This is a genomic window from Winogradskyella pacifica (assembly GCF_013403915.1).
Classification (GTDB): domain Bacteria; phylum Bacteroidota; class Bacteroidia; order Flavobacteriales; family Flavobacteriaceae; genus Winogradskyella; species Winogradskyella pacifica.
Map to the genome: position 1 here is coordinate 19,246 of NZ_JABFDI010000003.1, position 19,991 is coordinate 39,236.

Annotated in this window: 18 protein-coding genes and 1 tRNA gene; 16 read left to right on the forward strand and 3 right to left on the reverse strand. The window is 32.3% G+C overall.

Going from position 1 to position 19,991, the window contains the following annotated elements:
• Positions 1-402, reverse strand: coding sequence for a DUF983 domain-containing protein (locus tag HM984_RS03470; RefSeq protein ID WP_179348139.1), 402 nt, complete (start codon positions 400-402; stop codon positions 1-3).
• Between the two features lie 112 nt (positions 403-514).
• Between HM984_RS03470 and HM984_RS03475 the strand changes: the two genes are divergently transcribed.
• The 14 genes from HM984_RS03475 to HM984_RS03535 all read left to right on the forward strand — a co-directional run bounded on the left by HM984_RS03475 (position 515) and on the right by HM984_RS03535 (position 15,863).
• The gene (locus HM984_RS03475) at positions 515-2,422 is read left to right on the forward strand and encodes an ABC-F family ATP-binding cassette domain-containing protein (protein WP_115807668.1); all 1,908 of its coding nucleotides are present in this window, start codon (positions 515-517) and stop codon (positions 2,420-2,422) included.
• 76 nt (positions 2,423-2,498) lie between these two features.
• Positions 2,499-3,638 (forward strand): efflux RND transporter periplasmic adaptor subunit, encoded by a 1,140-nt coding sequence (locus HM984_RS03480; protein WP_179348140.1) that lies wholly within the window; start codon positions 2,499-2,501, stop codon positions 3,636-3,638.
• A complete protein-coding gene (locus HM984_RS03485; protein WP_179348141.1) occupies positions 3,638-6,835 on the forward strand; it encodes an efflux RND transporter permease subunit in 3,198 nt (1,065 codons plus the stop codon). Before HM984_RS03480 ends, HM984_RS03485 begins: the two co-directional genes overlap by 1 nt.
• Positions 6,825-8,144, forward strand: coding sequence for a TolC family protein (locus HM984_RS03490; RefSeq protein ID WP_179348142.1), 1,320 nt, complete (start codon positions 6,825-6,827; stop codon positions 8,142-8,144). Before HM984_RS03485 ends, HM984_RS03490 begins: the two co-directional genes overlap by 11 nt.
• A gap of 5 nt (positions 8,145-8,149) precedes the next feature.
• On the forward strand, positions 8,150-8,332 hold the full coding sequence (locus tag HM984_RS03495; RefSeq protein WP_115807665.1) for a CPXCG motif-containing cysteine-rich protein: 183 nt from the start codon (positions 8,150-8,152) through the stop codon (positions 8,330-8,332).
• A gap of 132 nt (positions 8,333-8,464) precedes the next feature.
• A complete protein-coding gene (locus HM984_RS03500) occupies positions 8,465-9,310 on the forward strand; it encodes a leucine-rich repeat domain-containing protein (protein WP_257018444.1) in 846 nt (281 codons plus the stop codon).
• A 174-nt stretch (positions 9,311-9,484) separates the two neighbouring features.
• Positions 9,485-9,557, forward strand: a tRNA-Met gene (locus tag HM984_RS03505).
• A gap of 223 nt (positions 9,558-9,780) precedes the next feature.
• Positions 9,781-10,311 carry a lipid-binding SYLF domain-containing protein gene (locus HM984_RS03510; RefSeq protein WP_179348143.1) on the forward strand — a complete coding sequence of 177 codons (531 nt, stop codon included), beginning with the start codon at positions 9,781-9,783 and terminating at the stop codon, positions 10,309-10,311.
• Between the two features lie 203 nt (positions 10,312-10,514).
• On the forward strand, positions 10,515-11,063 hold the full coding sequence (locus tag HM984_RS03515; RefSeq protein ID WP_179348144.1) for a helix-turn-helix domain-containing protein: 549 nt from the start codon (positions 10,515-10,517) through the stop codon (positions 11,061-11,063).
• 20 nt (positions 11,064-11,083) lie between these two features.
• Positions 11,084-11,530 (forward strand): response regulator, encoded by a 447-nt coding sequence (locus HM984_RS03520; protein ID WP_115807662.1) that lies wholly within the window; start codon positions 11,084-11,086, stop codon positions 11,528-11,530.
• 3 nt (positions 11,531-11,533) lie between these two features.
• Positions 11,534-13,312 carry a CHASE3 domain-containing protein gene (locus tag HM984_RS03525; protein WP_179348145.1) on the forward strand — a complete coding sequence of 593 codons (1,779 nt, stop codon included), beginning with the start codon at positions 11,534-11,536 and terminating at the stop codon, positions 13,310-13,312.
• Between the two features lie 161 nt (positions 13,313-13,473).
• The gene (locus HM984_RS17635; protein ID WP_115807660.1) at positions 13,474-13,626 is read left to right on the forward strand and encodes a lmo0937 family membrane protein; all 153 of its coding nucleotides are present in this window, start codon (positions 13,474-13,476) and stop codon (positions 13,624-13,626) included.
• Between the two features lie 476 nt (positions 13,627-14,102).
• Positions 14,103-15,119, forward strand: coding sequence for a helix-turn-helix domain-containing protein (locus HM984_RS03530; RefSeq protein WP_115807659.1), 1,017 nt, complete (start codon positions 14,103-14,105; stop codon positions 15,117-15,119).
• A 285-nt stretch (positions 15,120-15,404) separates the two neighbouring features.
• Positions 15,405-15,863, forward strand: a complete 459-nt coding sequence (locus tag HM984_RS03535; RefSeq protein WP_179348146.1) for an RNA methyltransferase — start codon at positions 15,405-15,407, stop codon at positions 15,861-15,863.
• A gap of 75 nt (positions 15,864-15,938) precedes the next feature.
• Here the strand turns inward: HM984_RS03535 and rho are convergent, their stop codons facing one another.
• Positions 15,939-17,651: a transcription termination factor Rho gene (gene rho / locus HM984_RS03540; RefSeq protein ID WP_115807657.1), complete on the reverse strand. Its 1,713-nt coding sequence runs from the start codon at positions 17,649-17,651 to the stop codon at positions 15,939-15,941.
• Between the two features lie 217 nt (positions 17,652-17,868).
• Here rho and HM984_RS03545 point away from each other — a divergent pair, with 217 nt between their 5' ends.
• Entirely contained in the window at positions 17,869-18,279 is a 411-nt protein-coding gene (locus HM984_RS03545; protein ID WP_179348147.1) for a DUF4293 domain-containing protein, read from the forward strand.
• 314 nt (positions 18,280-18,593) lie between these two features.
• Here HM984_RS03545 and HM984_RS03550 read toward each other — a convergent pair whose 3' ends face one another.
• Positions 18,594-19,088: a metallophosphoesterase family protein gene (locus HM984_RS03550; protein WP_115807655.1), complete on the reverse strand. Its 495-nt coding sequence runs from the start codon at positions 19,086-19,088 to the stop codon at positions 18,594-18,596.
• 148 nt (positions 19,089-19,236) lie between these two features.
• Here HM984_RS03550 and truA point away from each other — a divergent pair, with 148 nt between their 5' ends.
• Complete coding sequence (gene truA, locus HM984_RS03555) at positions 19,237-19,986, forward strand: tRNA pseudouridine(38-40) synthase TruA (RefSeq protein ID WP_179348148.1); 750 nt, start codon at positions 19,237-19,239, stop codon at positions 19,984-19,986.
• The last annotated feature ends 5 nt before the right edge of the window (positions 19,987-19,991 follow it).

Here is a 19,991-nt window from a genome sequence, read left to right on the forward strand (position 1 = left end):
TTAACCTTTTTTTACTTCCGGTTTTTCAGCTAGTTCTTTATCATAACTCATAAAGAGGTTTATCCAAATATTACGAGATAAACGCATAATTACAGGCATAAATCCAATTAAGGTAGCTATAATTGCAATAAAAGCAATTGTTAAAGACGATCCCAATATGTTGTAGCTAATAATAAATGCAGCTACAGAAAAAGCAATACCAACGGCATAACTTACATACATCGAGCCATAGAAAAAAGAGGGTTCTATTTCGTATTTCGTCTTACAATGAGAGCACGTTTCCTGCATTTTTATAACTTCAGAAAGTGCGTAAGGATTTGTGTTCTGATACATGGATTCTTGATGACATTTTGGACATACACCAAAAAGAATACTATAAAGTTTCATTCCTTTTCTAATCATAACTAAAACCTTTACTTTTGCGTTTTTCTAAGACACTGCGAAGATAAAATAATATAACTGATGCACTGTAACAATTGTAACGTAAAACACAATTGTAATATTCAAAAAACTTATGCTAAATATCCATAATCTTTCAATATCATTTCAAGGAGAATATCTTTTTGAAGAAATTACTTTTAAACTCGGTCTTGGTGATCGTATTGGCTTAATTGGTAAAAATGGAGCAGGGAAATCAACAATGCTTCGTATTTTATCTAAAGAGCAAGAAGCCGATTCTGGTCAGATTGCTGCCGATAAGGATATGAGAATCGGATTTTTAAAACAAGATATTGATTTCGATTTAGGTAAAACAGTATTAGAAGAATCTTACCAAGCTTTTAAAGAAATTAAAAAGTGTGAAGCGCAGCTAGAAGATATTAATACACAGTTAGCCGAACGAACGGATTATGAAAGTGAGACTTATCATCAGTTAATGGTTGATTTGAATGATATTCAGCACCAATACGAAATTTTAGGTGGGTATAATTATCAAGGTGAAACGGAGAAAATTCTTCAAGGTTTAGGTTTTAAACGCGAAGATTTTGATAAGCTAACCGATACCTTTTCTGGTGGTTGGAGAATGCGAATTGAATTAGCAAAACTGTTGCTTCAAAATAATGATTTATTACTTTTAGATGAGCCAACTAACCACTTAGATATTGAATCTATTATTTGGTTAGAGAACTTCTTAAAAGGCTACACGGGTGCCGTTGTTATTGTATCTCACGATAAAATGTTTTTAGATAATGTTACCAATCGTACGATTGAAATTTCATTAGGTAGAATCTACGACTACAATAAGCCTTATTCTCAGTTTTTGGTATTGCGTAAGGAAATGAAGATTCAACAATTGGCAGCTCAGAAGAATCAGGAGAAACAAATTCAGCAAACCGAAAAGCTTATTGAAAAATTTAGAGCTAAAGCGTCTAAAGCGACCATGGCACAATCGCTGATTAAAAAATTAGATAAGATAGATCGTATTGAAGTCGATGAAGATGACAATAGTGTAATGTCTTTAAAATTCCCCGTCTCTATTACGCCAGGTAAGGTAGTTGTAGAATTGGAAAATGTGTCTAAACGCTATGGAGACTTGCAAGTATTGCATAATGTGAATTTAGCAGTTCCTAGAGATATTAAAACGGCTTTTGTTGGACAAAACGGACAAGGGAAGTCAACTTTAGCTAAAATTATTGTTGGTGAAATTAAGCACGAAGGAAAATTAAATCTAGGACATAATGTTCAAATTGGCTATTTCGCGCAAAACCAAGCAGAGTATTTAGATGGTAATAAAACCGTTTTAGATACGATGATTGATGCAGCAAATGAAACCAATAGAAGTAAGGTTCGTGATATTTTAGGATCGTTCTTATTTAGAGGTGAGGAAGCAGAGAAATACGTAAGAGTACTTTCGGGAGGGGAACGAAACCGTTTAGCTTTAGCGAAGTTATTGTTGCAGCCATTAAACGTCCTTATTATGGATGAGCCAACAAATCACTTAGATATTAAATCTAAAAATGTATTAAAAGAAGCGTTAACGCAATTTGAAGGCACTTTAATTTTAGTATCTCACGATAGAGATTTTCTTCAAGGGTTGACAGACACGGTGTATGAATTTAAAGATCAGAATATCAAAGAATATTTAGGTGATATTGATTTTTACCTAGAACAACGTAATCTCGAAAATTTAAGAGAAGCTGAAAAAAGAACAGTTATAGCAGACAAACCTAAAGAAAGTAATAAACAGAGTTACGAGGATCAAAAGAAATTAAAGTCTTTAAATAATAAGTTGAGCAATATTGAATCTAAAATTAATCAACTTGAAAAAGACATTAAAGCTGATGATTTAAGATTGGCAACGGATTATGATAAAACTGCTTCAGACCCTAAATTTTTTGATGATTATCAGAAAAAGAAGAAGTCTTTGAGTAAATTAATGGAAGATTGGGAGTCCGTTCAGTTTGATCTAGATGCTATTTCTTAAGAATAATTAAGATTTTTTTAACGGCTTCAGTTGGCTTTAAAGTTAGCTTTGTAAATTATTGACGACCAACGTGCTTATGTTAAGAAAAATTATTTTATCCGTTTTAGGAGTTGCATTAATAATTGGTGCAATCATTTTTGCAAATTATCTTATAGATAATAAGCATAAACCGAAACCTGTAATACCAAAAGTTGTTAAAACAGTACTCGTAGATACTGTGAAAAACAGCACAATCCCCATAGTGATTGCTGCAAATGGAAACTTAACTGCTATGCAACGGGTGGAGTTGTACTCTGAAGTTCAGGGATTGTTTTTAACAGGTTCAAAGCTATTTAAGCCAGGTCAGAAATTCAACAAAGGGGAAACATTAATTCGCTTAGATGCATCAGAATATTATGCTAGTGTGCAATCTGCAAAAAGTGATTTGTATAATAGTATTGCAGCTATAATGCCAGATTTACGTTTAGATTTTCCTGATGTATTCCAAAAATGGCAAACCTATCTAAATGGATTTGATTTAAATAAAACCACTCCAAAATTACCTGAAATTTCAGGGGAAAAAGAAAACTACTTCATTACTGGTCGAGGCATTGTAAGCGCTTTCTACAATGTAAAGAACCTAGAGCAACGCTTAACAAAATATAGAATTATTGCACCATTCTCGGGGATATTAACAGAAGCCTTAGTTACAGAAGGGACGTTGGTCAGAAATGGTCAGAAGTTAGGTGAGTTTATAAATCCTTCAATTTACGAAATGGAAGTTGCTGTTAGCAAGTCTTTTGCTGATATACTAAAAGTGGGTGAGAACGTTGCTTTAACAAGCTTAGATAATACCAAGACTTATGAAGGTAAAGTGTCTCGTGTTAACGGAAGTATAGATGCAACCACACAAACCATAACGGCTTATATTGCCGTTGAACATTCGGATCTTAAGGAAGGAATGTATCTTGAAGCAAATTTGAATGCAGAAAAGGTTGAAAATGCTATTGAGATTGACAGAAACTTGTTATTAGATAGTCAAGAAATATATATAATTAAAGATAGTTTACTTGATGTTATTGCGGTAAAACCAGCCCATTTTTCTAATACAAGTGTCGTTTTAAGAGACGTTCCAAACGGAACTATAATTTTAAGAAAACCAGTTCCTGGTGCCTACGCAGGTATGCATGTGAAAGCTGCAAGTAATGGTGATAAAACCTCTGACTCTATTCAATAATGAGAAAAATAATTGAATATTTTATAAGGTATCATGTTGCAGTAAATGTATTAATTCTTGCATTTGTTATTTTTGGTATAATTGGGGCTTTGTCTTTAAAGTCATCTTTCTTTCCTCTTACTGAAACAAAAATTATTACTGTTAGTATTACCTATCCTGGTGCTTCACCTCAGGAAATAGAAGAAGGAATTGTACTTCAAATTGAAGATAACTTAAAAGGTTTAAAAGGTGTTGATAGAGTGACTTCTAAGTCGTTAGAAAACAGCGGATCCATAACCGTAGAGATTGATAAAGGAGAGAATATAGATTTCATGCTTCTAGAAGTTAAGAATGCGGTAGATCGTGTACCATCATTCCCTACAGGTATGGAGCCTTTAGTGGTTTCAAAACAAGAAATTGTAAGAGAAACCATTTCTTTTGCTATAAGCGGAGAGAATATTCCTTTGGTTACTTTAAAACAATTGGCTCGGCAAGTTGAAACCGATCTAAGAGGAATTGAAGGTATTTCTCAAATTGAATTGTCTGGTTTTCCTGAAGAGGAAATAGAAATAGCGGTTAATGAAATAGACTTATTGGCTTATAATCTAACTTTTGAGGAGGTGGCTTCGGCAGTGAGTAATGCTAATATTTTAGTGACAGGCGGAAATGTAAAAACCGTTGCCGAAGAGTATTTAATTAGAGCTAACAACAGACAGTATTATGGTAAAGAACTCTTAAATATTATTGTAAGAGCATCTTCTGATGGAAAAGTAATTCGATTAAAAGATGTGGCAATTGTTCGCGATCGTTTTTCTGAAACGCCAAACGCGACTTACTTTAATCAGAATTTATCTGTAAATATTGCAGTTACAAGTACTAATAATGAAGATTTAATTTCTTCTGCAGACAAGGTAAATGAATACATTGAAGGGTACAACCAAATGTATAACAACGTGCAATTAGAAGTTGTTAACGATAGATCAATTACCTTAAATCAGCGGACACAACTATTAGCCGAAAATGCCATTGCAGGTATGTTGTTGGTATTGCTGTTTTTATCTATATTTTTAAATACAAGATTAGCGCTATGGGTTGCTTTTGGTTTGCCTATTTCGTTCTTGGGTATGTTTATTTTTGCATCTCAATTTAATGTTACCATTAATGTTTTATCACTTTTTGGAATGATTATCGTTATTGGTATTTTGGTGGATGATGCCATTGTAATTGCAGAAAATATTTATCAGCATTACGAAAAAGGGAAATCACCAATTCAAGCTGCGATAGATGGTACTATGGAGGTAATACCACCTGTAGTATCCGCAATTATTACAACGGTTTTAGCATTTTCATTATTCTTCTTTTTAGATAGTAGAATAGGTGAGTTTTTTAGTGAGGTTGCTGTAATTGTAATTTTAACGCTTATTGTGTCTTTAATAGAAGCGCTTATAATTTTACCAGCGCATTTAGCACATTCTAAAGCGCTAAGAGCTCAGAAAGTAGACGCAAACCCTTCAAAAATAAAACAGTTTTTCTCTTTTATGAAAAACCTTAATAAGGCAGGAGATCGATTTATGTCTTATCTAAGGGATAGAGTTTATACTCCGACTTTAAACTTTGTCTTAAATTTTAAAATTTTATCACTAGGTATATTCGTTGCCTTATTAGTCTTAACACTTGGTTCGCTAGGCGGGGGTGTTATTGGAGTCACTATATTTCCGAGAATTGCGAGTGATTCTGCTAATATAGAATTGGTAATGCCAGCAGGTACGAATGTGGAAATTACAGATTCTATAATTTCTTTAATTGAAGAAAAATCATTCATCGTTAATGAAGAACTGACAGAGAAATATCTAAAAGGCACCGGAAAACAACTATTTGAAAACACAATCGTTGATATTAGTAATAGCTCTAATGCACGATTAAGAATTAACCTTTTACCAGGGGAAGAGCGACCAGACGAAATAAAAGCAGACTTAGTAACTAAGAGATTAGAAGAATTGGTTGGCCCAGTAATAGGAACAGAACGCCTTATCTATGGTTCTGGCGGTAATTTTGGGGGGAGTCCTGTGTCTGTATCGTTATTAAGTAATAATATTGAAGAGCTTAAAGCTTCTAAATTAGAACTGAAAAAATACTTGGAAACTAACCCATTACTTAAAGATATCGGAGATAATGATCCTGCTGGTATAAAAGAGATACGATTAGAACTCAAAGAAAGTGCTTATTTATTAGGTCTCGATTTAAGAACGGTAATGGCTCAAATTCGTTCAGGATTTTTTGGATCACAAGCACAACGTTTTCAACGTGGACAAGATGAAATTAAAGTTTGGGTACGTTACGACCGAGAAAATAGAAGTTCTATTAACGATTTAGATGACATGCGAATTGTAACTCCAACAGGAGAGCGTGTGACTCTAAAAGATATTGCTAGTTATAGTATTGCAAGAGGAGATGTTGCAATTAATCACTTAGAAGGTAAACGAGAGATTCAGGTTTATGCCGATTTAAAAGATCCAAGTACAAGTAATACAGATATTTTAGAGGATATTAAAACGGTTTTTATTCCACAATTGCAATCTAAATATCCAACTATTAATGCCTCTTTTGAAGGACAGAATAGAGAAAAAGACAAACTAGTTGGTTCTTTAGGTGTTGCTGGTCCTATTATTTTAATATTAATTTATATCACTATTGCATTTACATTTAGAAGTTACTCGCAACCGTTTTTACTCCTTTTGTTAATTCCATTTAGTTTAACAGCTGTAGCTTGGGGACATTGGTTGTTAGGTTTTCAGGTTAATATTTTATCACTTCTAGGGATTATTGCTTTGATTGGTATTATGGTGAATGATGGTTTGGTTCTAATAGGAAAGTTTAATAGTAATTTAAAAGAAGGGATGACTTTCGATTTGGCATTATCAGAAGCCGGAAAGTCACGTTTTAGAGCTATTTTCTTAACATCATTAACTACTGTTGCAGGTTTAGCGCCTTTACTATTAGAAAAAAGTAGACAAGCACAGTTTTTAAAGCCTATGGCAATTTCTATTTCTTTCGGAATTGCTTATGCTACTATTTTAACCTTGTTGGTACTGCCTTTATTTTTATCGTTTAGTAACAGTATTAAACAGAATAGTAAATGGTTGGCTACAGGAAATAAGATTACCAAAGAAGAAGTAGAACGTGCCATAAAAGAACAAAATGAAGCAAATGATCACTAAAAGCAAACTTACCATTTTGTTTTTTGCATGCTGTCTTGGTTTGCAAGCACAAGAGGTGTTAACAAAAGAGCAAGCCGTTGCTACTGCTTTAGATAATAATTACGGAGTAAAAATCGCAAAGAATGCGGTTACAGTTGCTGAGAATAATACCAGTATTCTTAATACAGGCTTTCTGCCAACCCTTACTGGTAACGCAGGCGCAAACTATAATTTAGATAATACAGAAGCTGAATTTTCAGACGGAAGACCAGATGCGGTCTTAAATAGAGCCGAAAGTTCAAATTATAATGCCAGTTTGAGTCTGAATTACACATTATTTGATGGCTTAGGTAGGCGTTATAATTATAAACGATTAAAGGAGCAATACCAATTATCAGAATTACAAGCTAGACAAACTATAGAAACGACCATACTTCAGTTATTTTCTGTGTATTATAATGTGGCTCAACTTTCGGATAATTTAAACGCTTTAGAAGAAACGTTGAATAATACAAAAGATAGATTGATAAGAGCTGAATATCAATTTGAATACGGCCAAAACACCAAATTAGAAGTTTTAAATGCGGAAGTTGATATTAACACCGACAGTATCAATATTATTAATACAAAGCAAGATATAAAAACGGCTAAACGCGACTTAAAATTAGTTTTAGGAGAAACATATTCTAATGATTTTAATGTTGAGACAGAAGTAGAGTTTACACTTCAGTTTCAAAAAGATAGTTTATTTGAAAAAGCAAAAACACGTAATGTCGCATTGCTTCAAACTGAAAAAAATATTTTAATTAGTGAGCTCGATATTAATTCGGGTAAATCAGCATATTTACCAACTATAGGTTTATCGGGTACTTATGGTTGGAATAAGAATGATAATAATGCCGTAGCACTTTTGGCAGTTTCTACAAATACAGGCTTGTCCGCAGGTTTAAACTTAAGTTGGAATTTGTTTGATGGTGGATCTACTATAACGAGAGTGAGGAATGCTAAGGTAAATCTTGAAACGCAAAAGCTTCAAAAAGAAAGTATCTTACTCAGTATAGAACGTGACTTTAATAATGCTTGGGATAACTACCAGAATAAATTAGAAATTTATAATATTCAGGAAAAGAATATTAAAACGGCTCAGAATAATTTTGACCGTACACAAGAAAAATTCAAAATAGGACAAGTTAATTCTATTGAATTTAGACAAGCGCAAGTCAACCTTCTTAATGCTGAATTAAGTCGGAATCAGGCTAAATTTTCTGCTAAACTATCTGAGTTAGAAGTGCTTCAAATTAGTGGGGAGTTATTGAATGTTGAACTGTAGATGTTATGGAAGAACATTTTTTTCAGTGCCCTTATTGTTGGGAGCAAATTTCAATGTTGATTGATTTATCTCAAAGCCGTCAAAGCTATATTGAAGATTGCGAAATTTGTTGTAATCCCATTCAACTTTCAATAGATATAAACAATCAAGAAATTGTAAGTTTTCAATATGAAAACATCGAACAATAAAAACTGTTAATGTGTTCTTTTTTAGTGCTTTGTGTTTTATGAGTGTGTAGTTCGTCGAAAAAATTTGCAGTTCGTGGTGATAGTAGTTATATTCGTGCTGTTATTGTGTCCCTCCACAAAAAATCAACCACTATGAAGACACTAAAAATAACATTACTATTCTGCTTGGTTTCAATATTCTCTTTTGCAGAGGTTTCTAAAGATCAAAAAACAGCGCTTGTAGATTTATACAACGCAACCAATGGAGATTCTTGGACTCAATCATGGGATTTAGACCAACCCGTTTCAAAATGGCATGGAATAACCATAGACAATGAAAATGTTGTAGCCATAAATTTAAGTTTTAATGGTTTGAATGGAACACTTCCAGAATCAATTTCAAAATTAACACATTTAAAATCTCTTAATTTATCGTTTAATAAAATAGGTGGTGAATTACCAAACACCCTAGTGAGTATGATTAACTTAGAAGAGTTAAAATTATTTTCTAATGTATTTAACGGTGAAATTCCTACTGATATCGGGGATTTAGGGAAATTAAAGTCACTAGAGTTATTTAATAATGACTTTGTAGGTGAGATTCCTTCATCAATAGGGAAGCTAACAAAATTAGAAAGTTTAATATTAAGTAGTAATCAATTAATAGGTCATCTTCCGTCTAATTTATCTAATTTAAAATCCTTAAAAGTTTTAAGCGTTTTCGATAACAGATTACTAGGAACAATACCTTCAACAATAGGAGGATTAGCACAATTAGAAGAATTAGTATTATCAAATAATGCATTTTATGGTGAGTTACCAAGCGAACTAGCACAATTGACTAATTTAAAAACATTACTATTAGGACAAAATCAATTTAAAGGCAATTTCGCAGCATTGAAGGCGAAGTTCCCAAATATTGTAGACTTTGACTTAGATGATGTCAATAGAAACAGTGCACTAGCGACATTAGATGCAGAGGAAGAAGACGAAAATTAAGCAATAGTTATAGATAATATTTAGTGACGCTCAAATTAATTTAATATTTGAGCGTTATTTTTTTGTTTATACTTTGGTATTCTAAAAAAAGTATTATCTTTGCAGTCCCAAAACGATATGTCGGCATTATGGACCGAAAGTTAAAAGCTAAGAAAATCGTTTTTTGATTAACATCGCGGGATAGAGCAGTAGGTAGCTCGTCGGGCTCATAACCCGAAGGTCACTGGTTCGAGTCCAGTTCCCGCTACTAAGTAAGACAAGGCTTTCGAGAAATCGAAAGCCTTTTTTTTGACTTCCTTTCACTTCTTCCTATAATTATACTATCATCAATAGCATCAATAATTAATTGTATTGCATTAATTAAGAATGCCTAATACGCCTAATTTTACAATAAGAAATTTAGAGATGGTTAAAGCTGTTTTGTTTTCATACTCTCTCTAAATAAATGTTTAACCAATAAATTTAAAATTATGAAAATTAGAAATTCTATAGTAACGATGGCATTAATGTTTGTAACCGTATTTGCATTTGCTCAGAATAAAGATGATAAACGTGTTATGAAGGATGCCGAAAAAGCAATCTCAACATTGAAGAGTTATGATGTTGGCTTAGAGAAATTTTTTAGTAATTCCTCTGGTTATGTTGTATTTCCAAATGTAGGGGAAGGAGCATTAATTATAGGGGCAGCTTCAGGTAATGGTGTTGTTTATGAAAATGGAGTTTCAGTAGGAATGGCTGATATGAAAAAATTAGATGTCGGTCTGCAAGCAGGAGGAGAAGCCTATATGCAAGTTATATTCTTTGAAACTGAAGATGCTTTAAACGAGTTTAAGCAAGGAAACTTTGAGTTTTCTGCTGAAGCAAAAGCTGTTATAGTAGATAAAGGAGCTAGTAAAAATGCCAATTATAATGATGGTGTTGTCATTTTTGCAAAATCTAAAGCTGGTGCAATGGCTGATGTTTCAATCGGTGGTCAAAAATTTAATTATTCAGAATTTTAATTGAGTAATTAAAATTTTATCACAAGAAAAGGCCGATTATCATAATCGGCTTTTTTGCATTCTTAAAAGGCTCTAGTTGTAGACCTAATTATTTATTCTTCATATTTTAATAATTCACAAAAATAACATAGTGAAATATGCGAATTTTAATATTAAATTTGAATAGTGATTAAAGCGTTCAACCTAAAGAACAATACTACAACATGAAATTATTACTGAAATTTGATTTTACTAAGGTTTGCAATACTATTTTAAAGCAAAAGTTAGAAGCACACCAATTCAATTATCAGCAAACTGCATTTGGTGAAATAGAATTGATGGCTAAGGTCTCTGAAGAACAATTAAAAAGATTTCATGATGATATAAATGATTTTGGGATAGAAATTATAGAAGATCCTAAAAAGATTGTGATTCAAAAAATTAAAGATGTTATTGTAGATATGGTCTTTAATGAAAGGGATGTAAATGTTAAGACTTCAGTTTATTTAGCAGAACAGTTAGAAGAGAATTACAATTATTTATCTAATCTGTTTTCGGAAGTGACGTATACGTCCATCGAAAATTTTATTATCTTACAGAAAATAGAATATACTAAGATATTATTGACAAATGAAGAACTTTCGCTCACCGAAATAGCCTTTAAACTCGACTATTCTAGTGTTGCGCATTTAAGTAAGCAGTTTAAAAATACAACAGGCATTACGCCGTCTGCTTTTCAGCGAATTATTGCTAAAAGAAAACAAATAAATTAAACTAACCTTAATTTTGAAGTATGAATAGCGATTATATTAATATAGCGTTGGCTGATGATGATGAAGACGACAGATTGTTTTTTACAGAGGCTTTTGATGAATTGAAACTTAAAAGTAAAGTTCTACTTTTTAAGGATGGTATAGAATTAATGGAGTATTTAAATGATGGAGACAATACACTTCCAAGCCTTTTGTTTCTCGATTTAAACATGCCAAAGAAATCAGGATTAGAATGTTTAAAAGACATCAAAGCTACCGAACGCTTACGAGAAATGGTAATTGCCATATACTCTACATCAGCTTCTGAAGAGGATATTGAAAATACCTTTGTTAAAGGAGCCAATGTGTACATTAAGAAACCCAATGATTTTGAAAAACTTAAAAAAGTTCTTTCAGAAGTCGTAACAACCAATTGGCAATATCAAACCAGTGGTTTAAATAAAGACAATTTTTTATTAAGATTATAATCTATGCCTACACCTTCTAGCAGATATCTAAGAACCGCGTTTATTGTTGGTCTTTTCGTTATTTTATGTATTGGTGGTTTTACATATAAACATATTAGTGAGCTCTCTCAAACATCAAAAGTTGTTAAAGATAATTATTCATTAAGAAGTGAGCTAGAACTCATTATTTCTAATCTTAAGGATGCCGAAATAGGACATAGAGGCTTTTTGCTCACACACGATTCTTTATTTCTGAATCCGTATGAAGAAAGTTTACAGAAAGTAACTAGCAACCTTCATAAATTAGATACACTGATTGTCTCTAATGGCGAGCAAGTAGAAAAACTGAAGGAGTTAAAGGAGGATATAAAGAAGCGATTCAATAATTTTGATAAATCATTTAGTCTTGCTAAGGATGATACAATTCTAACACAAGACTTATTATTTTTACTGCATGAAGGTGAAATAAGGATGGACAGAATTCGTGCAGATATCACTGCAATGTTAGATTTAGAGCAACGTCTGTTAACACACAATCAAGAGATAAATGAGAAAAAGATAGGGCTAACTCCCTTATTATTTTATGGCCTATTAATAGTTACGTTAGTTATTCTTTTATTGGCTTATTTTAAAATGAGTAAGGATTTAAAAGCTCTTAAAGAAAATAATATTGAATTAGAAATTTTTGAAAAATTAACCAAGCAATCTGAAATTGTGAGTAATACTAGTACTTGGGTCTGGTATATTGAAGACAATGAATTTGAATTTTCAGATAATTTATACCGTTTGGTAGGTGAAGAACCACAAAGTTTTGAGCCGACTTTAGAGAATTTTTATAAATACGTACACGAAGAAGATATTAATCATTTGGGGCAGCAAGTTAATATGATGATGCGAGAAGAGGAATTGCCTTTTACAACGTATCGTGTAGTTCATAAAGATGGAACCATAAGACACTTAAAGGCTTATTCTAAAATGATGGATGATACAGAAGGTGATAAAAAAATGTTTGGTGTCACTATTGATGTTACAAATGAATTAGAAAATTATCGAATCATTGAGCAGCGCAACCAAGAATTAGAACGTACTAATAAAGAACTGTCTGCATTTAACTATGTTGCGAGTCATGATTTACAAGAGCCGCTAAGAAAAATTCAGACCTTTATGTCGCGATTAGAGGCTAAAGAAAAGGATCATATTTCCGAAAGTGGGCAACTTTATATTCAAAGAATGAAATCTGCATCTGCCAGAATGCGAATGCTTATAGAGGATTTGTTACAATATTCTCGAACAAACACATCAGAAAAAGAGTATTTAAGAACAAATATGAATATGCTATTAGAGCATGCTAAAACAGAGCTTTTAGATAGCATTGAAGAAAAACAAGCTACAATTATTTGTGATGATTTACCGACAATGGATGTGATTTCATTTCAAATTCAACAATTATTTATTAATATAATAAGTAATTCATTAAAGTATAGTCGTGAAGGAGTTCCGCCAATAATCGAAATTACACACCAAGAGGTGCTATCTAAGGATGTAGAAGAGATTAAAGACTCGTTATATAAGTTTCACCATAAGATTACCTTTAAGGACAATGGTATTGGGTTTGAGCAAACGTATGCCGATAAGATTTTCTTACTATTTAATAGGTTACACGGTAAATCTGAATATTCTGGTACCGGTATCGGTTTAGCAATTTGCAAAAAGATTGTAGAAAACCACAAGGGAGTTATTTTGGCGGAAAGTATGCCCAATGCTGGTGCCTCATTTATTATTTACTTGCCGTTTTTAAAATAGTATAAACATTTTCTGAAATTGTATAACATGCTCTATTTCTAATTGAGCATATTTGCTAAGAACTGACCGTTATTTTATAATTGCTTAAAAGTTTGTTTTAAAATTGTTTGAAGCAAATTTCCCTATAAAGTTGATGCCCTTAATTAAATCGTTTTTCTACCATGAAGACTTTTATTTATGCTTTTTTAGTATTACTAGTTATCCTTTGGGCTATTGGATTTTTTGTCTATGCATTATCGGCCGTCATTCACTTATTGCTAATATTGGCTATTATTTTACTTGTAGTGGTTAATAGAAATAATTCTAAGGAGTAACAGAAACCTTATTCAAGGTTATCTCAATTCAAATTTTTATTTAAGTACATTTTTCTATTTCTCAACGATGTCTATTTACGCTATGTTATAAGTGTAGCTTCAACTTTTGATAGGCTGATGTCTAACTTTTTGGGCATCTCATTAGCGCTTTTTTAAGTATTGTTTAACAGTAATTCGGAATAATATAACAAAGCTAGGGAATTGTATAACACAGTAAGCCTAAAGAGTTCGTTACTTTGACATAAGAAAATTAACCTAATCCATCACACCATGAAAATATCATCTAAACACTTACAAAAGCAATTTGCTAGAGTTGGAAGAATTTTTCCAAAACGCAAAATTGAAGTTGCATATTCAGAACTGGAGTATTCAAAATTGAATGCTATAGTAAGCTCCAAAAAGACCTTTTAAACTTACAAGATTACCATCCTACTTAAGACTAATAAAATTACTGTCTAACCAAAAAACAAACACATATGAAAACTATAGAGATTAAAGCAAATAATTTACAATTTATGTTTCACGCTTTAAATAATGAAGTTGGTGGAACTTTTACAACAAACCGAAGAGAGGTTGAGTTAAAAATTGATAATGAGTTAGGCGTAGGGATAATTAGAGGTATAGAATTAGAGAGACATACAGTTTTTATAGAGTTTGATGTAAAATTTAAAGAAGACGTAACGTTCGTAGTTGAAAGCTCAAAACGATCAGTTGTAAACTTTTTATATTGTTCGGAAGGAAAATTAAAACATTCTTTCAATAATGATAGGAATTCAAACATTGTGGAGACATTTCAAACAGGTATTTCCGCTAATATTGAAACTAGTGAAAACCATATCAGCTTCTTTAAAGATATCTATGTTAACTCTACCATTATTTCGGTTAACACGTCTGAGAAGAGTTCAGCTAAACACCATATAAATAATATGGTTTCAGAACTTTTCATTTCAGGGAACACAGCAGATTATAGTTATGTAGGCTCATATAACTTAAAAATTGCAGAAAACATTAAGCAATTAAAGGCTATAAAACAAGATGGTGTTGTAAGAACATTACTAATCCAAGGTTTAGTAAACTTTATATTAGCAATGGAAATAGAACAACACTCAATGGATGTAAAAAGTTCTCAAAACCCTACAGGATCATTAACTAGTTTTGAATTAAAACAAGTAAAAGAATTATCAGATTTCATTAATAATTTTCCTGAAACCAATTTGAGTGTTACAGAATTAGCAGCAAAGATTTCAATAAGTCCGGCTAAAGTTCAAGAAGGATTTAAACTGATGCATGGTAAAACGTTAAATAATTTTATCAGATCGGTGAGAGTTAAAAAATCTGAAGAGCTAATTAAAAACACAGATTTAAATATTTCGGAGATTGTATATTCTCTTGGGTTTTCTAGTAGAAGTTATTTCTCTAAAATATTTAAAGCGCAATATAATTGCTCGCCAATTGAGTATAAACAAAACATTAAGTTAGCTGCAACAGCATAATATATACTAATAAAATTGACTATTTGAAAAAGAATGAAGAGAGAAAGGTCACATTGAGCGCAGTCGAAAACTTATAGGGATTTAATTCTTCGACTGCACTCAAGCTGACATAAGTTAGAAATGTATTATACTAAATGTATGTAAAATATTATAAAGATTAAGTTAGCTGTAACAGCATAATATATATCAGATGGAGGTTGTATAAATATTAATTAAAATATTTATACAACCTCTTTTTTTTATGATTTTGAATCAAAAAATAATTCAAATTTTTATTTTTGAGTCATGAATGATAATTTTACAAATGAATTCTTCGGAATTGGAATTCAGAATGGAAAAACACCAGAAAATCTTGGGGTGCTTTGGAGATCTGCTCAAAATTTAGGGGCGAGTTTTATTTTTACAATAGGAAATCGTTATGCTAAACAGGCGTGCGATACGCACAATGCAGTGAAGTCCATGCCTTATTTTCATTATGAGACCTTTGAAGAGTTTTTTAATAATATCCCTAAAGGAGCAAGGCTTGTTGGTGTAGAATTAACGGAAGAAGCTGTGCCTTTAGAAACGTTTAAACATCCTAGACGTTGTGTTTATTTATTAGGAGCAGAAGATCATGGTTTGTCTAACCAGGCGATTGAAAAAAGTCATTTTTTAATAAAATTCCAATCCCAACTAAGTCTTAATGTGTCGGTAGCAGGTAGTATAGTGATGTACGATAGAGGTATTGATAAACCTAGGGTTTAATTCAAATAAAAAAAAAGCATAAAAAAACCTTGAAAGCTAATTTCAAGGTTTTTTTAGTTTTATATATTCAGGCTATTAGCCATTCATAGAAATTAAGAACTCTTCATTGTTTCTTGTTTGCTTAAAACGGTCATTAATGAATTCCATAGCTTCAACTGGGTTCATATCTGCAAGATACTTACGCATCACCCACATTCTTTGTATTGTAGTTGCATCTAATAAAATATCATCGCGTCTTGTGCTTGATGAAGTTAAATCGATAGCAGGGAAAATACGACGGTTAGAAATCTTACGATCTAATTGTAGTTCCATGTTACCCGTTCCTTTAAATTCTTCAAAGATAACTTCGTCCATTTTAGAACCAGTTTCTGTTAATGCTGTAGCAATAATAGTTAAAGAACCACCATTTTCAATGTTACGTGCAGCTCCAAAGAAACGTTTTGGTTTGTGTAAAGCATTAGCATCAACACCACCAGAAAGAATTTTACCAGATGCTGGTTGTACAGAGTTATAAGCTCTTGCCAAACGCGTAATAGAATCTAATAAGATCACAACATCGTGTCCACATTCTACTAAACGTTTTGCTTTTTCTAAAACGATATTTGCAATTTTTACATGCTCGTGTGCTTCTTTATCAAAAGTAGAAGCGATAACTTCTCCACTAACATTACGTTGCATATCTGTAACTTCTTCAGGACGTTCGTCAATTAATAAAATCATTTGATAAACCTCAGGATGATTCGCTGCAATAGCATTGGCAACATCCTTAAGTAACATTGTTTTACCTGTTTTTGGTTGCGATACAATCATACCACGTTGTCCTTTACCAATTGGTGCGAACAAATCCATAATACGCGTAGAAATTGTTGCTTGCTTTTCGGCAATATTAAATTTCTCTTGTGGAAATAGTGGTGTTAAATGTTCAAAAGCAACTCTATCTCTTACCACATTAGGCAATTGACCGTTAATTTTGCTAACTTTAATTAAAGGGAAATATTTTTCACCTTCTTTTGGTGGACGTACATTTCCTAGTACAGTATCACCAACTTTAAGACCAAATAAACGAATTTGAGATTGAGATACATAAATATCATCAGGAGACGATAGATAGTTATAATCTGAGGATCTTAAAAATCCATAACCATCTTGCATAACATCTAAAACACCTTCACTTTCAATAATAGCATCGAATTCAAAATCTGGCTCACGATAGCGATTTCTGCTATCTTTATTACCATTGCTTTTTGAATTATTACCATGAGTATTACCATCTTTAGAACGTGGTTGCCTATCGTTTTGTGGACGACGTTTATCATCTTTACGAGGATTAGGTTTCTTTTGTTCTTGTGGTTTGTTCTGAGGCTTCTCTTTTACAGGTTTTTCTGTATTAGATTTTTCCTCTTTATTCTTAGTATCCTGCGGTTTATTTTCCTGTGGCTTACGCTCTTGGGGTTTACGAGGATTTGGTTTATTTTGTACTTGAGGCTTTGCTTTAGAGTCTTCTTTCTTGTCAGCAAACTCTATAGATTTTTGCTCTTCACTCTCTTTAGGTTTTTGTGGAACTCTAGCGCGTTTTGGAGCTGGTTTAGTCTCCTTTGCTTCAGTTGCTACTGATGTCTCAGTTGCTACCTTTGCCTTTACAGCACTAGGGTTAGCTGCTTGGTAATCTAAAATTTGATAAACCAAGTCTAGCTTTTTTTGTGTACGGTATTTAGGTACGTTTAGTTGTTTTGCTATCTCCTGTAATTCAGGAAGTTTTTTAGCCTTTAACTGAGAAATTTCAAACATTCTATATGTTGTATATGTATTATAATTTTGATATTATTAATTCAATATTTTCTAGATGAAATAAAAAGAAAAAAAGTGAGATTAATTTGGAAGATTAGGAGGATGCAACTCAGTACGTTACTTCTTCCTATTGCAATAATACAATTTTATTTTAAAATAATTTCTATCTTTTTAAAAAATAAACTCCTAATTTTGCAGAGCTTTTTCAATAAAAGATATGATTCAACGCATTCAAACTCTATATTTACTTTTAGCTGTTATCATTTCAGCAGGCTTAATCTTTGTCTTTCATTTATGGACGGACAGTGAAGGAGTAAAAGTATATGCTTTAGATAATTATTTGTATTTAGGTTTGTTTTTAGGCTCAGCTTTATTAGCTTTGACATCAATATTTAGATTTAAAGACAGGAAATCTCAATTTGTTTTGGGACGACTTAATATCATATTAAACTTTATTTTACTAGGAATCTTTGTATATCAATCGCTAAGCTTATCTGGAGAAATTAACATTTCTGAGAAAGGTATTGGGATTCTTCTTCCTATTTTTTCTATTGTGTGTTTAGTCTTGGCTAACAAGGCTATTAAAAAGGATGAAGATCTCGTGAAATCTGTAGATCGATTACGATAGACCTAAAATCTTAGTAGTATTAGTGTGAAAACCCAGACGCTGCCGTCTGGGTTTTTTTTGTCTTTTAGTGAAAAATATATTTGTTTTAGAAAATTTTGTAATTTAGTTGAAGGCTGTAAATGCCTTCAATTAACAAACGATATAAATGAGAAAACAAGTTATTTTACATGTATTAGCCGCTTTAGTTTTAAGTTTCTTACTATATAAATTGGCTTCATTTACTATGGGAACGTCACTATTTATAGGTGTAGGAACCGCTCTTTTGGGATTGATATATAGTGCAAGGGGGGCTAAAAAGTAATTTAATCTCAAAATTACCTAGTTTCAAACTCTATAACTTCTAAGTCCTTAATTGCTGCACCGTCAATTTTAAACCGCAACATCGTCCGCACGTTATGAAACCCATGCTTTCCAGCTGCCCCAGGATTCATATGAATTAAATTTAGTTTTTTATCTGGCATCACTTTTAAGATGTGAGAATGCCCTGTGATAAATAATTTTGGTGGATTCGCAACTAATGCATCACGAACATTGCTGTTATATTTTGGAGGATAACCACCAATATGAGTTATCCAAACGTCAACATCTTCGCACATAAATCGGTTATGAAGCGGGAATTCAGTTCGTGCTTTAGCATCGTCTATATTACCGTAAACAGCTCGTAAAGGTTTTAAATTTTTAATTTGATCAGTAACCTCTAAATCTCCGATGTCGCCTGCGTGCCATACTTCATCAGCCTGTTTTACATGTTTAAGAATGGCGTCGTCGATGTAACTGTGTGTGTCTGATAAAAGGAGTATTTTTTTCATTATAACGCTGAACTTAATTCAGTATGTTTTCCTGTATTCTTTCCTGAAAAAAGAAGGTTTATATCTCTAATGTTTTGTTAAGGAGATTCCTGCCTTCGCAGGAATAAAGTTATCTTTGTAGATTCCGAAGCAAAAATAATGTAATCTTTTGAGATATTTTTTAGAGTTATCATATAATGGTAAAGCATATCATGGTTGGCAAAATCAGCCCAATGCTATTTCTGTACAAGAAGTAATAGAAAAAGCGCTTTCTACCATTTTGAATACTAAAATATCTATAATGGGAGCAGGTAGAACAGATACTGGGGTGCATGCTTCACAAATGTTTGCGCATTTTGATTATGAAGGAGATTTTAAGTCTATAGATATCGTCTATAAACTGAATTCATTTTTACCAAAAGATGTGGCAATCACTTCTGTTTTTGAAGTGAAGCCAGAGATACATGCTAGGTTTTATGCGGAAAGTAGAACGTATAACTATAAAATCTCGACGTCTAAAAATGTATTTAATTACGATTTTGCCTACCAAATACAATCACCTTTAGATCTTGAAGCGATGAATGAAGCTTGTAAAATCTTATTTCAGTATAAAAATTTTCAATGCTTTTCAAAAACGAATACTGATGTAAAAACGTATAATTGTGATATAAAAGAGGCACATTGGACAAAAATCAATGAGCAACTTGTTTTTACAATTACTGCGGATCGGTTTTTAAGAAATATGGTTAGAGCCATTGTTGGTACAATGGTTAATATTGGTTTAGGAAAAATGAAACCTGAAGAATTGCATGCTATTATTGCTTCAAAGAATAGGAGTGAAGCCGGGTTTTCAGTTCCTGCACATGGCCTGTATTTAGTAAATATAGTGTATCCTAAAACGATAAGAATAGAAAATTAAATTGA